The 14,691-nt window shown below is 33.5% G+C and carries 14 protein-coding genes; all 14 read left to right on the top strand.

The window, feature by feature from the left end; all coding sequences use genetic code 11:
* Positions 1-690 carry an acylneuraminate cytidylyltransferase family protein gene (locus tag BQ5591_RS13270; RefSeq protein WP_071149718.1) on the top strand — a complete coding sequence of 230 codons (690 nt, stop codon included), beginning with the start codon at positions 1-3 and terminating at the stop codon, positions 688-690.
* Positions 687-1,730 carry a nucleotidyltransferase family protein gene (locus BQ5591_RS13265; protein ID WP_071149717.1) on the top strand — a complete coding sequence of 348 codons (1,044 nt, stop codon included), beginning with the start codon at positions 687-689 and terminating at the stop codon, positions 1,728-1,730. Before BQ5591_RS13270 ends, BQ5591_RS13265 begins: the two co-directional genes overlap by 4 nt.
* A 67-nt stretch (positions 1,731-1,797) precedes the next feature.
* Positions 1,798-3,231: a lipopolysaccharide biosynthesis protein gene (locus BQ5591_RS13260; RefSeq protein WP_071149716.1), complete on the top strand. Its 1,434-nt coding sequence runs from the start codon at positions 1,798-1,800 to the stop codon at positions 3,229-3,231.
* A gap of 34 nt (positions 3,232-3,265) precedes the next feature.
* On the top strand, positions 3,266-4,321 hold the full coding sequence (locus BQ5591_RS13255; protein WP_159434480.1) for a polysialyltransferase family glycosyltransferase: 1,056 nt from the start codon (positions 3,266-3,268) through the stop codon (positions 4,319-4,321).
* A 66-nt stretch (positions 4,322-4,387) separates the two neighbouring features.
* Positions 4,388-5,005, top strand: coding sequence for an acyltransferase (locus BQ5591_RS13250; RefSeq protein ID WP_083380981.1), 618 nt, complete (start codon positions 4,388-4,390; stop codon positions 5,003-5,005).
* 8 nt (positions 5,006-5,013) lie between these two features.
* On the top strand, positions 5,014-6,153 hold the full coding sequence (locus BQ5591_RS13245; protein WP_071150718.1) for an NAD-dependent epimerase/dehydratase family protein: 1,140 nt from the start codon (positions 5,014-5,016) through the stop codon (positions 6,151-6,153).
* Positions 6,154-6,169: 16 nt separating this feature from the next.
* Positions 6,170-7,003, top strand: coding sequence for an NAD-dependent epimerase/dehydratase family protein (locus BQ5591_RS13240; RefSeq protein ID WP_071149714.1), 834 nt, complete (start codon positions 6,170-6,172; stop codon positions 7,001-7,003).
* Positions 7,004-7,007: 4 nt separating this feature from the next.
* Complete coding sequence (locus BQ5591_RS13235; protein WP_071149713.1) at positions 7,008-7,910, top strand: glycosyltransferase family 2 protein; 903 nt, start codon at positions 7,008-7,010, stop codon at positions 7,908-7,910.
* A 168-nt stretch (positions 7,911-8,078) separates the two neighbouring features.
* A complete protein-coding gene (locus BQ5591_RS13230; RefSeq protein ID WP_071149712.1) occupies positions 8,079-9,224 on the top strand; it encodes an EpsG family protein in 1,146 nt (381 codons plus the stop codon).
* A 22-nt stretch (positions 9,225-9,246) separates the two neighbouring features.
* A complete protein-coding gene (locus BQ5591_RS13225) occupies positions 9,247-10,341 on the top strand; it encodes a glycosyltransferase (protein WP_071149711.1) in 1,095 nt (364 codons plus the stop codon).
* 149 nt (positions 10,342-10,490) lie between these two features.
* On the top strand, positions 10,491-11,507 hold the full coding sequence (locus tag BQ5591_RS13220) for a glycosyltransferase family 4 protein (protein ID WP_071150717.1): 1,017 nt from the start codon (positions 10,491-10,493) through the stop codon (positions 11,505-11,507).
* A gap of 6 nt (positions 11,508-11,513) precedes the next feature.
* Positions 11,514-12,269 carry a glycosyltransferase family 2 protein gene (locus tag BQ5591_RS13215; RefSeq protein ID WP_071149710.1) on the top strand — a complete coding sequence of 252 codons (756 nt, stop codon included), beginning with the start codon at positions 11,514-11,516 and terminating at the stop codon, positions 12,267-12,269.
* 2 nt (positions 12,270-12,271) lie between these two features.
* Complete coding sequence (gmd, locus tag BQ5591_RS13210; RefSeq protein WP_071149709.1) at positions 12,272-13,366, top strand: GDP-mannose 4,6-dehydratase; 1,095 nt, start codon at positions 12,272-12,274, stop codon at positions 13,364-13,366.
* A gap of 198 nt (positions 13,367-13,564) precedes the next feature.
* The gene (locus tag BQ5591_RS13205; RefSeq protein WP_071149708.1) at positions 13,565-14,689 is read left to right on the top strand and encodes a Wzz/FepE/Etk N-terminal domain-containing protein; all 1,125 of its coding nucleotides are present in this window, start codon (positions 13,565-13,567) and stop codon (positions 14,687-14,689) included.
* Positions 14,690-14,691 lie beyond the last annotated feature (2 nt).

Below are 14,691 nucleotides of genomic sequence, written 5' to 3'. Positions count from 1 at the left end.
ATGAATATTTTGATTATTATTCCAGCGCGAGGTGGAAGCAAAGGAATTCCTGGGAAAAATGTTAAACCATTAAACGGAAAACCTTTAATATATTACACAATTGATGCGGCACGCTGCATCGCTGATGATGCGCATATTTGCGTATCAACAGATGATGACTATATCATAGAAGTGGTAGAAAATTATGGTCTGCAAGTTCCGTTTAAGCGTCCTGAATACTTAGCTACTGATACTGCAAGTACTTACGATGTTTTATTGCATGCTATCAATTATTATGAGCAAAAGGGAGAAATTTTTGATGCTATTATATTGTTGCAAGCAACTTCACCTTTTCGTACAGGTAAACACATACAAGAAGCATTGGAACTTTATTCTAATGATATAGATATGGTCGTCAGTGTAAAGGAAACAGATTCTAATCCTTATTATGTATGTTTTGAAGAAGATCAGGATGGAATGTTACATATTTCTAAAGGCGATGGACATTATACACGTAGACAAGATTGTCCATCCGTATATGAATACAATGGTGCAATTTATATTATTAATCCTAATAGTTTAAAAAGAATGCCTTTATCTAAATTTACTAGAAAAAGAAAGTATCTAATGGATAAGAAACATTCTATAGATCTTGATACGATGTTGGATTGGCAGATTGCAGAATTGATAATTAAAGATATTGAATTATGAATGCTATGCATATAATATCGCAAGACAAGACTTTGATAGACGCGTTAAAAGTTATAAATAATATACGGGAAGAACCTTTAGTCTTGTTTGTAGTAGATTCTAATCAAAAAATGGTTGGAACTTTGACCGATGGAGATGTGCGTAGAGCTTTGATTCGTGGCATTAACGTTGAGAATCAAATATATGAAGCTATGCATAAAGATTTCAACTTTTTGCGTAAGGGAATTGATGATGACGTTGTAAACATACACAGGCAACGTGATTTAAAGATGAAACTTGTCCCCATTTTAGATGAAAATAATTTTATAGTTGAAATTATAAATCTAGAGAAGTATAGGACTAAGTTACCTATTGATGCGGTATTAATGGCAGGTGGAAAAGGTGAACGATTACGACCTCTTACAGAGAAAACTCCTAAGCCTTTGATAAAAGTAGGTGATAAATGTATAATTGATTATAATATTGATAATTTATTATCTTATGGAATAAAACACATTTCTGTTACAGTTAATTACTTGGCTGAGCAGTTAGATGAACATTTTCAAATTGAACGCGATGGTATAAAAATAAATACTATCCATGAACCTAAATATCTTGGAACTATTGGCAGTATAAAATTTGTTGATACGTTTTATAATGATACTATATTGGTGATGAATTCCGATTTATTTACCAATATTGATTATGAAGATTTTTATCTTCATTTTAAAAAGCATGATGCTGATATGAGTGTGGCAGCTGTCCCATATGTAGTAAAGGTTCCTTATGGGATTTTTCAATTGGATGGTCGAAATATTAAAGGAGTAACGGAAAAACCGACGATTAGTTATTATGCTAATGCAGGGATCTATTTAATTAAAAAAGAAAGATTAAACTTAATTCCAGATAATGTTTTCTTTAATGCGACTGATTTTATGGACTCACTAGTATCAAAAGGATTTAATGTAATTCGTTATCCGGTTTCTGGATATTGGATTGATATAGGTCAGTATGATGAGTTAGAAAGAGCAAGGGAAATTGTAAAACATATTAAAGACTAAGTGTTTCTAATAGATTTTTAGTGGTAAATAAATAAGAGCCAAAACGCTTTGAAAACGTTTCTATTTAATGAATAAACTATTAAAAAATACAGTGTATTATTCTATAGGTGAAGTATGTCCACGTATTATATCGTTTTTTCTTCTTCCTATATATACGCATTTTTTGTCCCCAACAGATTATGGTATTTTATCTTATACCAATACTGTTATGCTGTTCCTTGTCGCATTAGGAACGTTGGCTCTCAACTCTTTTGTACTTAGATATTATTTTATATGGAATAGTGAGAATGACAGGCGTAAGCTCATAGGGAGTGTTGTATCTGTCATTTTATTAATGAATTTATTGATATTAGGATTAGCTTTCACTTTTTTGCCGCAGCTAATAGAGAAGTATCATGTACAAGTTCCTTGGGATCCTTATTTTAGACTGGCTGTTATTTTAAATTTCTTAGACTCCTTTTCCATTTTACCGCTTGTTATATATAGAGTTAGACAAGATGCTTTGACCTTTGTAAAATTAAATCTCGGTAAAACTTTGCTCCAAGTGGGGTTCAATTTGTTCTTTATCGTTTACTTGCAGATAGGATTAATTGGATATTATTATTCGATGTTATGCACATATATACCCTATTTTTGCATATATCTTTATATTATTAAGAAATATGCGACCTTTAGTTTCGACTTAGCAAAAATTAAGGAGGGATTGAGGTTTTCTCTACCTTTGCTTCCAGGTGCTTTAGCTTATCTCATTCTGAGTGTTTCAGATCGGATTATATTGGAACGCAATGTACCTATGGCTGAGATAGGAATTTATAATGTAGCGTTTACAATGGCTTTAGCACTTAATATTGTTATCCAAAGTGGATATAAAGCTATAGAACCCGAAATATTCAAACGTTACGGGGCTACAGATTATTTTTCATTTATAAAAAAACTACAGTCGATTTTCTTTATAGCTATCTATGTTGTAGGGATGTGTATCTGTTTATTTTCTCAAGAAGCATTCTATTTTATGACGGGTCCTAATTTTCATGAAGGATATAAATTGGTCCCACTACTTATTGTTGGAGTAGTAATGAGTGGACAAAATGTAATCTATAGTGGCATTTTAAGTGCTGAGAAAAGGACTAAAATTATTGGTTTCATTACTTTAACTGGAGGAATCTTATCCATTACATTTAATCTAGCGCTTATTCCTGTTGGTGGTATTTATGCTGCAGCAATATCTTCCGCTGTATCTTTTACAGTGATGAATACTTTATTATATAAAGCTATGCATTTCGAAGGGAAATCTATATACAGGGAGTCTTTGTGTGTAGTGGTTATTCCACTGTTAGTTTATACTATATTTTATATATTTCCAAAGATTTCCGTTGTGACATTTTTTATAAAATTATTGTTTGTTTTACTGTATGTAATATGCTGTTTCAAATTATTAGGCTTTAAATTAACTGATTTGAAAGTTGTATTTCTAACTCTAATTCAAAAAAAAATATCGTAATAATTTACTTCATCGTGATACATAATAATTAATTATGAAGCATCTTTTTTTAGTCCACAGTAATATTACATATTTGGCATCATTGGGAGTAATTTTAAGAGAAAATCTTAGTATAAATGATGTAATAATTATTAGTACATCAAAATATGAGATAAATTACCCAATTCCTACACATCCGCAGTTACCACGTCCTTTCCGACAAATATTTTTTCATCCTATAGATTGTATATGTGTGGTGAAATATATTGATAAAAAGATTTCAAAAATGGTAGATAAAGAAGAATTTATTGCTTATATACCAGCGTTGCTACATATACATTCTACTGTTATTACTCATCCCTTGTGCAAAGAATTCCATTTTATAGAAGAAGGATTATCTGTATATAAAGAACAAATAGATTGGCATGATGTAACTTATTATACTGGATTTCAGCCACGTTACCGCTATCGTGGTATGGGGGGGGTAAAGCAACAAATATGGGATATTTCTTTGTTATTACGTGGTTATAAATTAGAAATTTTTAGATTACCACTTTTATATAATTCGTTTTTTAATTCTTGTGGCACAAAATTTTATGGCTTTTCTGAGGATTCATTTTATGGTGTAAGAAATTTGCGGCGAATAAGTTTAAAAGATGTTTGTAATGGTTTTGAATGGAAATGCTATTATGAGAAGTTGGAGGATGTAGATATTTGGTTGGGACAATTTTCGTCAGCAAATAAGAGTGAGAAATATGAAAAAATTGATCAATACGTTAATGCGATAGAGCAGGGATGTGCAAAACGATTGTTGGAACAAGGTAGAAAAAAAATTATGATTAAATTTCATCCTATTGAAGAGTTATATGCTAAACAGCAAACTTTAAAAATGTTTAATCGTAATGGAATTGAAGTAGAGATTATTCCAGATAATGTCGTTTTAGAAATAGAATTTTTTAATGCTAAAAATATACGATTATATTCTGTGAATTCAAGCCTTTTAATGTATGCTTCCTTTTTAGGAATAGAATGTAATAGTATATGTAGATTTCTTTCTTATCGCAGTAATATACAGATTCCTGCATTATGGAAACGAATTAATGTTTTGTAAACTCAACAAAAAGTGGCTCAGTATAGAAATGTTTTGTAGAAAATTACATGAAATAACATTATTAGGATGAATTTATTATTAAAAATTATTAATAAAAAGGGGACTATTATTCGTTATTTGTATTATCCATGGCGTAAATATCGTTATAGATCTATATCTTTGTCTTGTGTAATTAGTTGTACAAACTCTATTACTCCAGAATATGTGGAATGTGGTGAACGGGTTTATATTGGATTTAATGCTAGAATTCAAGGTATTAAAGAATATAATGGAGTGACGTTTTCACCAAGAATTATATTGGGAGATGATGTCAGTATTCAGCAAAATATTCACCTAACATGCGCTAATAGCGTCATTGTGGAGAAAAATACAGCAATTGCAGCTAATGTTACAATTACGGATATTCATCATCCATATACTGATATTAATGTTCCAATAGAAAAACAAAATATAGAGGTTGGAACTGTATATATTGGCGAAGACTGTAAAATATATAATAATGCTGTAATATTACCCAATGTCGTAATAGGAAAACATGTTACAATTGGCGCAAATAGCGTTGTTACAAGAGATATTCCTGATTATTGTGTAGTTGTAGGGATACCAGCTAAAATTATAAAACGCTATGATTTTGATACTCAAACTTGGCGAAAAACTAATTCGGAAGGAAAATTTATAGATTGAATGGTAGCATGAAGCATATTTTGATTACTGGCGGTGCCGGTTTTATAGGGTCTAACCTGGCTTTGAAACTTGTTTCCAAAGGATATGAGGTTACAGTTTTGGACAGTTTGTCCAAACAAATTCATGGTGATCATCCGGAAGAAACATCTCCGCTTTATCAGTCAATTTGTGGTAAAGTACATTTTATAAAGGGCTCTGTTACTTCGAGAGAGGATTGGATAAAAGCCTTGAGAGGGGTGGAATGTGTTGTACATCTTGCAGCTGAAACAGGAACCGGACAATCGATGTACGAGATTCAAAAATATGTGAATACAAACATCGGAGGAACGGCTTTATTGTTGGACATCCTAACCAATAGTGAACACTCGGTAAAGAAAGTGGTGGTTGCCGAATCGCGTGCTATATACGGAGAAGGACGCTACTACAGTGAAGATATGGAAAGTTACGTGTATCCTAACGAACGTTTGGATGCCGATATGATGAAGGGCGATTTTGAGGTGAAATATCCCGGATGTATAAGGCCTTTAAAGCTAGTGGCGACGACAGAAGATTCGCTTGTGCATCCTACATCCGTATATGGCATCACCAAACAGGTGCAAGGTCAGTTGGTACATTTGGTATGTCCGTCTATTGGAATCGCAGCGGTATCGTATCGTTATCAGAATGTATATGGGCCGGGACAATCTTTGTCTAACCCATATACAGGAATTCTTTCTATCTTCTCGACACGGATTAAAAACGGGAATGAGATAAATATATTTGAAGATGGAAAGGAAACCCGTGATTTTGTCTATATTGACGATGTAGTTGATGCTACTATTCTGGGTATTGAAAAGCAGGAAGCTAATGGGCATGTGTTCAATGTAGGAACAGGTGTTCCAACTGATGTGTTGACTGTGGCAAATACTTTGATAGAGAAATACGGGATTCAAGTTCCTGTTCGGGTATCGGGTAATTATAGATTAGGAGATATTCGTCATAATTTTGCCGACATAACAGCGGCCCGATCAATTTTAGGTTTTGAACCTAAATGGAGTTTTAGTGAAGGTATTGCAGAATTTGTAAAATGGGTGAACAGGCAGGAAGTTCAGAAAGATAATTTTGAGGCTTCGATTGCTGAAATGAAACAAAAAGGATTGTATAAATAGTAACTTTGGGCGAGATATGAAAATATTAGTTACGGGTGCAAACGGGTATATTGGCAAACACATAGTAGCCGAATTGCTGGATATGGGCCATCAGGTAATAGCTTGCGATCTGGTTGTATCCAATATCGATGAGCGGGCAAAAAAAGTAGAGTTGGATCTATTCTCTGCTTCTGATGATATATTTAATCGGGTTGGAGCTCCTGATATTTGTGTACATCTGGCATGGAGGGATGGCTTTGTGCATAATTCAAAGAAACATCTGGGAGACTTGTCTGGACACTTCAGATTTCTTACTTCAATGATTGATGGAGGATTAAAGCATTTGGTTGTGATGGGCACAATGCACGAGGTCGGATATCATGAAGGTGCTATAGATGAGAATACGCCATGTAATCCTTTGTCAATGTATGGAATAGCCAAAGATGCGTTACGGCGGGCTATGTTGTTGTATTGTAAAAGCAACAACTGTATCTTGCAATGGTGCCGTGCTTATTATATTTTAGGGGATGATAAAAACAACCATTCAATCTTTACTAAATTGCTGGAAGCGGATGCTGCAGGAAAAGAAACATTTCCATTTACAACAGGAAAAGCCAAATATGATTTTATTGACGTAACAGAATTAGCACATCAAATAGCATGTGTAGCTACCCAGGAAGAGGTAACGGGAATTATAAACTGTTGCAGCGGTAAGCCAGTTAGCTTGGCGGAGCGAGTGGAGCAATACATTGCAGAACATGGACTGAAAATAAAATTAAATTATGGTGCTTATCCAGATAGACCGTATGATTCACCATGCGTTTATGGAGATGTAACAGCTTTGTCTCAAATCTTATCATTGAGAAAGTAAAGTTATGGAAAGGGAAAAAATAGGTATAGTTACAGTATTATATAACAGTGAATCTGTTTTAGAAGATTTCTTTCGGACCTTGAATGAGCAGACATATAAGAATTTCATATTATATTTGGTCGATAATAATTCTAATGATCTGTCTGTTAGCAAAGGAAGAGAATATTCAGGAAAGGTCGATTTTGAATGTAAATGGTTACTTCAAAATGAAAATGTTGGAGTAGCTGAGGGAAATAATATAGGTATAAAAGCAGCTTTGGCTGATGGATGTAATTATATATTGCTATCCAATAATGATGTTGTTCTTCAGGGAAAAACAATAGAAGTGTTATTAGATGGTATGCTCTCTATGAACGCTTCAATGGCTGTTCCCAAAATTTATTATTGGGATAATCCTCAAAAAATATGGATGGCTGGAGGAGGGTTTCAATGGTTGCAGTTTTCTACTTTTCATAGGGGGGAAGGCTGTTTTGATAAAGGACAATATAATAAGAAAATATCAATAAAATATGCTCCTACATGTTTTATGCTTATAAATGCTACTGTTTTTGCAAGAGTAGGGTTTATGGATAAACGATATTTTGTATATTATGACGATACAGACTTTGTATGGCGTTCGGTCAAATTAGGAATAGAGAAATTAGTGTATATTCCAGAGTCAGTATTGCTTCATAAAGTTAGTTCTTGCACCGGTGGAGCAGAAAGTGACTTTTCAATATATTATAGTAAAAGGAATCATATTTATTTTGCAAGAAAATTTTGTCATGGCATACATTTTATAATATTTACATGTTATTTAATTGTGCATTTTTTATTTAGAAAATTGTTTTTATATGATAGGAAAAAGCTAATATTAATACTAAGAAGTTATAAAGATGGATGGAATTTATATAAATATAGATCTTAATGATTAACATTTTATTTATTGAAAATATTTTCGATTATAAAAATATTTTATCAAATATGTTTTTGTTGAAATTGTCAATGAAAAAGATGTGATAAAAGCTAATATTTTCTAATATGTTTATTATGAAAAGATAAGTACAATAATAATGTCTTATAGTAAATAAGGTATATGTTACAAGAATATAGTTATATTTATTCTATCCCCTATTGCATACTCTTGGGCATCTTAGTCTATTTATATTGGAGAGAGCAAAATCACGATTTAACAGCAGGGCGTAAAGCTTTCTTTTTTTTATTGATATTTATAGGATTAAGAGGTTTTGTTGCATCTGATTATATCAATTATTATACCTTCTTTCAAGAGCTTCCTACTGTATTTGATTTGCAGTTTGAAAGTTTATATGATGATGGAGTAGAATTTGGTTTTGTATTGTATTCTTCACTAATAAAAACTATACTACCCAATTATCACTGTTGGGTGTTTATTAATACTTTGGTGGATTTATCTGTTTGCTTTTGGGTATTCCGTAAATTTAGCTTGTCAATTGTATTATCTTTTATAGTATTTTTTGCCATTCAAGGATTGACATTAGAATTTAATTTGTATCGTAATGTGAAAGCTATAGATTGCTTTCTCCTTTCTTTACCATATTTGAAAGAGCGAAAGATTTTGCCATATTTAGCATTAAATTTATTGGGTACATTATTCCATCTTACTTCTTTTTTGTATTTACCTATGTACTTTGTACTAACAAAGCGTATTCCTAATATTATAATATGGGGAGCTTTCATTGCAGTTAATTTAATGATGTTTCTGAAAATTAGTATAACAGGAAAGGCTGTAGATCTTTTGCTCCCTTTAATGGGTATTGAAAGTATGGCTACTAAACTAAGTGAATATTATGGTAATAGTTCAGATGCTTATGGACTTTCAATAGGTTATATAGAACGAACTTTTGCTTTCATTTTATTTACAGTAATGAGAAAAAAATTGGTAATGCAACAAGCATATAACCGGATTTTCTATAACTGTTTTTTTTTGTATTATATAATTTTTCATCTATTTATAGATGTGGAAGTCTTTGCAGATCGGATTCCCATTCTGTTTGTGTTTTCTTATTGGGTTTTATACCCAAATGCGCTTGCTCTTATACATAAGAAAAGTAAGAAGCAACTTTTACTTTCGTTTCTTTTGTTATTATGCCTAATGAAAACTCTCTCATATAGTTCGTATGTGATGAACATATATGATAATTTACTTTGGGGTATTCGTTCATTTGAGGAAAGAACTCAAATATTTTATCGATATATGTAATTTATAACAAAATATATATAAAATGAAACTATTAATAGATTTATCTAACCATAATAATATTTATGCAGGAGTAACTATTTATGCCCAACGACTTATTTCAGGTTTCGTTAAAAATGGGTATAAAAATATAGTAATATTATGTCATCCTGTAATATATAAAACTATATCTGAATCTTTTCCATCATATACATGTTTGCAAGCCCAACAGTATAAAGGCATTGGAATAATAGGAAAGGTTGCAAATGCATATTTGCAGGGGAGGCAAATAAATTCTATAAATTGTGATGTTGTATTTCGTCCTGCACTATCTCCTTCAATGTTTTTTACTAAAAGAAAAATGGTGCAGACAATTCACGATTTACAGGGATTGAAAATTAATAAAGGATTTAAAAATTGGATAAATTATTTATTTATTGGAATATCAATTATTCGAAGTAGACGTATTATTACAATTTCTGATTTTGTAAAAGAAGATATAAAACAATATTATTCTCATTACTTTTTGAAAAAAATAGAAACAATATATAATAGTGTTATAGTTTATCCTAGTACTACGTCTTCTTCCCCTATAGTAGGTAGTTATTTATTATATGTAAGTGTTCTTCGTGATTATAAAAATCTAATTACCTTATTAAAAGCTTATAATATGATTCAGAACCAACTGACACAAAAGCTTATTGTCATAGGACGTCCTATTGGTGATTATTTGCAAAAGGTTATATTACCTTACATCCGATTAAATAAATTAGAAAAACGTGTCATCCTAATTACCGAACCTGTTTCCAATGATTTATTGATGCAATATTATCAACATGCTGATCTGCTAATTCATCCGTCTATGCTTGAGGGGTTTGGATATACACCTATCGAAGCTGCTATGTTAAAGACTCCTGTTTTGACAAGTAAAGAAACTGCTTTATTTGAAACAACAATGGGATTATTGAATTATTATGAGCCGGCAGATGATTGTAATATATTAGCTCGTCGAATTAAAGAAATATTGTGCAATCTACCATCCAATGAAGAACTTGCTTCTATAGCTCATTTGTTGGCTCAGCAGTATGATGAATGTAAACAAGCTCAAAAAGTGTGGAAATATATTCAAAAGATAGATTAAACAATTAATAATAGTTTGATTCAAAAATTAGGGTAAGCAATCAAAATATAATTAACTTATCTTTGACTGGGGATATATGATAATACTTGATGTATACTTTTGGGGTTAAATTAACATTATTGATAGAATTAGTATTTTATAATGAATTTATGAAAAGAGTTCTGTTCTATTCGAGTGTGAAAACTAAGAAGATGTTTTCAATACAGAGTTATTATAGAAATGACATACAGATTCTTAGAGATTTGGGATTTAAAGTTCTATTGAGTAATTCCGTTTTTGATTATATGCGGTTTTGGAAATACGATATAGGCTTTTTCTATTTCTATCGTTATAGTGCGGTTGGAGCTCTTTTTTCGAAATTATTTAGAAAGAAAAATGTATTTACTGGGGGGATTGATTATTTAGAGCCTTCATTTGCAACACCCAACCAGTGCCGACTTCAAAAGATATTTTTTAAGATTTGTAATGTGCTTTCAGACGCAAATATTATTGTATCTACTACTGACTATGAAAATATCAAAAAAATATATAATGGAAAAATACCGAGGAAATGTAGTATAAGTTTTCATGTCATAGACTGGGAAAAATTCAAGTATACTGGGGAGAGTAAACAAAAAGTTGTTACAACAATTGCCTGGATGGTAAATCGTGATAATGTATACCGGAAAGGAGTTGATAAAACAATAAAAGCTTTTTCTATTTTTAAGAAAAAATTTCCTGAGTACAGATTAATTATAGCAGGCCCTCCAGGAGAAGGTAGTAAAGAGGTTGTGGCATTGATATCTCAATTGAATTTGGAAGATGCTGTTGAATATCGTGGTACTATATCTGAAGAAGAAAAAGTCAACCTGTTAAAACATAGTTTGATATATTCACAACTTTCAATATATGAAGGATTTGGTATAGCTGCAATAGAAGCACTTGCTGCAGGTTGCATTTTAGTACATAGTGGTAAAGGTGGACTGAAAGATGCGGTGGGGAATAATGGATATGTGGTAAATATTGGTGATGAAAATGAGATCGTAGAAGCTTATGTTAAAGTGGCTTCTAATATATTGGATTTGGAAAATATCAGAAATAAAGGTATGAAATATGCAGAAGATCATTTTACTTACAATAAAAGGTTTGATGATTTCCGGAAGATATTTGATAAAATTATAGTTTAATATAATATGAAAATTTCCTTAATAACTGTCACTTACAATAGTGGCACAACGCTCCGAGATACAATTCAGTCTGTTCTAGCACAGACTTATCGGAATGTAGAATATATTGTTGTGGATGGGCTGTCGAAAGACAATACAATAGATATTGTCCGGGAATATGAACCGCAATTTGAGGGGCGGATGAAGTGGATCAGCGAAAAGGATAAAGGACTGTATGACGCGATGAATAAGGGCGTCAGGATGGCTACGGGTGACGTAGTAGGTATTCTGAATTCTGACGATTTTTTTACGGCCAATGATGTGTTGGAAAAAGTGGCTGCCGGATTTGACGAACAGACGGATGCGGTTTACGGTGACTTACACTATGTGCATCCGGACGATTTGCAGCATAGCGTGCGTTACTATTCGTCGAAGATTTTTAAACGGAACCTGATGCGGATGGGATTTATTCCGGCACATCCTACATTTTATTGCAGAAGAGAATGTTTCGACAAGTTTGGTTATTACAAAACGGATTATAAGATTGCTGCTGATTTCGATTTGTTGCTGCGGTTTATTTACGTAAACAGAATACGTATAAAATATCTGCCTATGGACATGGTGACAATGCGCACCGGAGGTGCCAGTACAAATGGGTTGAAGAGTCGGATGGGAGGTATGAATGAACATTTGCGCTCTCTTAGAGAGAATGGGGTAAAATCGAATCGTTTTATCCTTTCATTACGATATTTTTATAAAATAACAGAATACTTCAGAAAATAAAGATGGATAAGAAAGTTGCTTTGATTACCGGCATCACGGGCCAGGATGGCTCTTATCTGGCCGAACTTTTGTTGGAAAAAGGATATGAGGTGCATGGAACAATCCGGCGTTCGTCGGTAGACTTCAGGGAGAGAATAGCACATCTGGAAGGGAAACCGCGTTTTCATCTGCACTATGCAGATCTGGGAGATTCGATGAGCATTCTGCAAGTAATCAGCAAGGTGCGTCCGTCGGAGGTATATAATCTGGCTGCACAGAGCCATGTACAGGTAAGCTTCGATTCACCGGAATTTACAGCGGACGTAGATGCGACTGGGGTACTTCGGGTATTGGAGGCAGTACGTTTGTGCGGGCTGACGGATACATGTCGCATCTATCAGGCGTCGACATCGGAACTGTATGGCAAGGTGGAAGAGGTGCCACAGAATGAGAATACGCCGTTTCATCCTTATAGTCCGTATGCTGTGGCGAAGCTATATGGGTATTGGATTGTGAAAGAATACCGGGAAGCTTACAACATGTTCTGTTGTTCTGGTATTTTGTTCAACCACGAATCGGAACGAAGAGGAGAAACCTTTGTGACACGCAAAATAACGTTAGCGGCTGCACGCATTGCGCAAGGGAAACAGGAGAAACTGTATTTGGGTAATCTGTCGTCGCTACGAGATTGGGGGTACGCCAAGGATTATGTGGAGTGTATGTGGCTGATTCTACAACAGGAGAAACCGGAGGATTTTGTCATTGCAACGGGAGTACAGCATTCGGTAAGGGAATTCTGTTATCTGGCTTTTAAATATGTTGGTATCGAACTGGAATTCCGTGGAGAAGGGATCGATGAGAAAGGATATGATAAGGCTACCGGAAGGTGTCTGGTGGAGGTTAGCGAAGATTTTTACCGACCGACGGATGTGGTGAACCTGTGGGGTGACCCGACAAAGGCAAGAGCCAAACTGGGATGGAATCCGAATACTACAACGTTTGAGGAACTGGTACGTATTATGGTAGAAGCGGATGTGGCTAAGGTTGCTGCCGAGAATGCTGCGCAACACGTACGTATGAATCTGGCGGAATACCTAGAAAAAGGAATTGTAAAATAGAAATGTATGTAGCAGGAGATTAGGAGGATATGTTATGAGGAGTGTTTGCAAAACTTCAAATTAAATCATATCTTTGCAACGAAATAAGAGTAAGAAAGAGAATAAAATAAAATTTGCCGTAATGAATGTTTGAATGATTTGTTCTTTAAAAAGAATTGTTGAGACGTTTTTTACGGATTTTTATAAATAGGTGTAACAATGACGAATTCAGTTCAAGAAAAAATAACCGAAGAACAGGATATTGATTTATTGGAACTCATCCGGAAACTTTGGGATCATAGAAAAACTTTTTATAAAATGCTTGGAGGAGCTTTTGTAGTTAGTTTGATAATAGTATTTAGTATTCCTAAAGAATATAGTGTGACTGTAACATTGGCTGCTGAATCTACTAAAAGAACTAGTAGTAGTTTGGCCAGTGCAGCTTCTATGTTAGGGTTAGGAGATTTGGCTGGAAGTAGTGAACGAGATGCATTGAATATTTTACTGTTTCCGGATATTTTGGCTTCTAACCCTTTTGCTCTGGAACTGTATAATATGCCTGTAAAACCTGTGGACTCAGAAACAAGTATGCCTTTGAATGAATATTTAGGTACAATGAAACAGCCATGGTGGAATATAGCGATGGGGATACCTAATAGAATAATAAGTGGAATTGTTTCTTTATTTTCTACAGCAACAGGAGAGGATGGGATAAATGTCAAAAATGATACTTTAAATTTGTTTAAACTAACACCTAAAGAAGTAGGAAAGTTAAATGCTATAAAACATGCTATGTATGCTAATGTAGATAAAAAAACAGGTATTACAACCGTGACGGTAACAATGCAGGATGCTGAAGTTGCTGCAAATGTAGCAGATAGCGTAATAAAAAAATTGCAAGATTATGTAACTGCTTATCGTACTAAAAAAGCATCTATAGATTGTGCTTATTGGGAAAGACTTTATAAAGAAAAACAAGAGGACTATTATAAAGCACAACAGAAATATGCTATTTATTTGGATGAGAACAAAAGCCTTTTTACTCAACGCTCAAAAATAGAAGGAGAACGCTTGCAGAATGAAATGAATCTAGCTTATCAAGTGTATAATCAAACAGCAACTCAACTACAGATGGCACAAGGAAAATTGCAGGAGTCTAAACCCGTATTTGCTGTCTTGGAACCTGCAACAGTGCCACTTCATCCATCAGCTCCACGAAAAATGGTTATTATTGTTGGATGCTTGTTCCTAGCATTTGTAGGAACAGCGGGCTGGATACTCTTTGGAGAAGACGTATGGAAAGAACTTAGAAAAGGAACGAAAAACAAAATCGATAACAACTGATT

It is taken from the genome of Bacteroides ndongoniae, from assembly GCF_900108345.1.
In the GTDB taxonomy this organism is placed as follows: domain Bacteria; phylum Bacteroidota; class Bacteroidia; order Bacteroidales; family Bacteroidaceae; genus Bacteroides; species Bacteroides ndongoniae.
The sequence above is the reverse complement of the archived record's forward strand: the minus strand, read 5'-3'. Positions and strand labels throughout refer to the sequence as shown.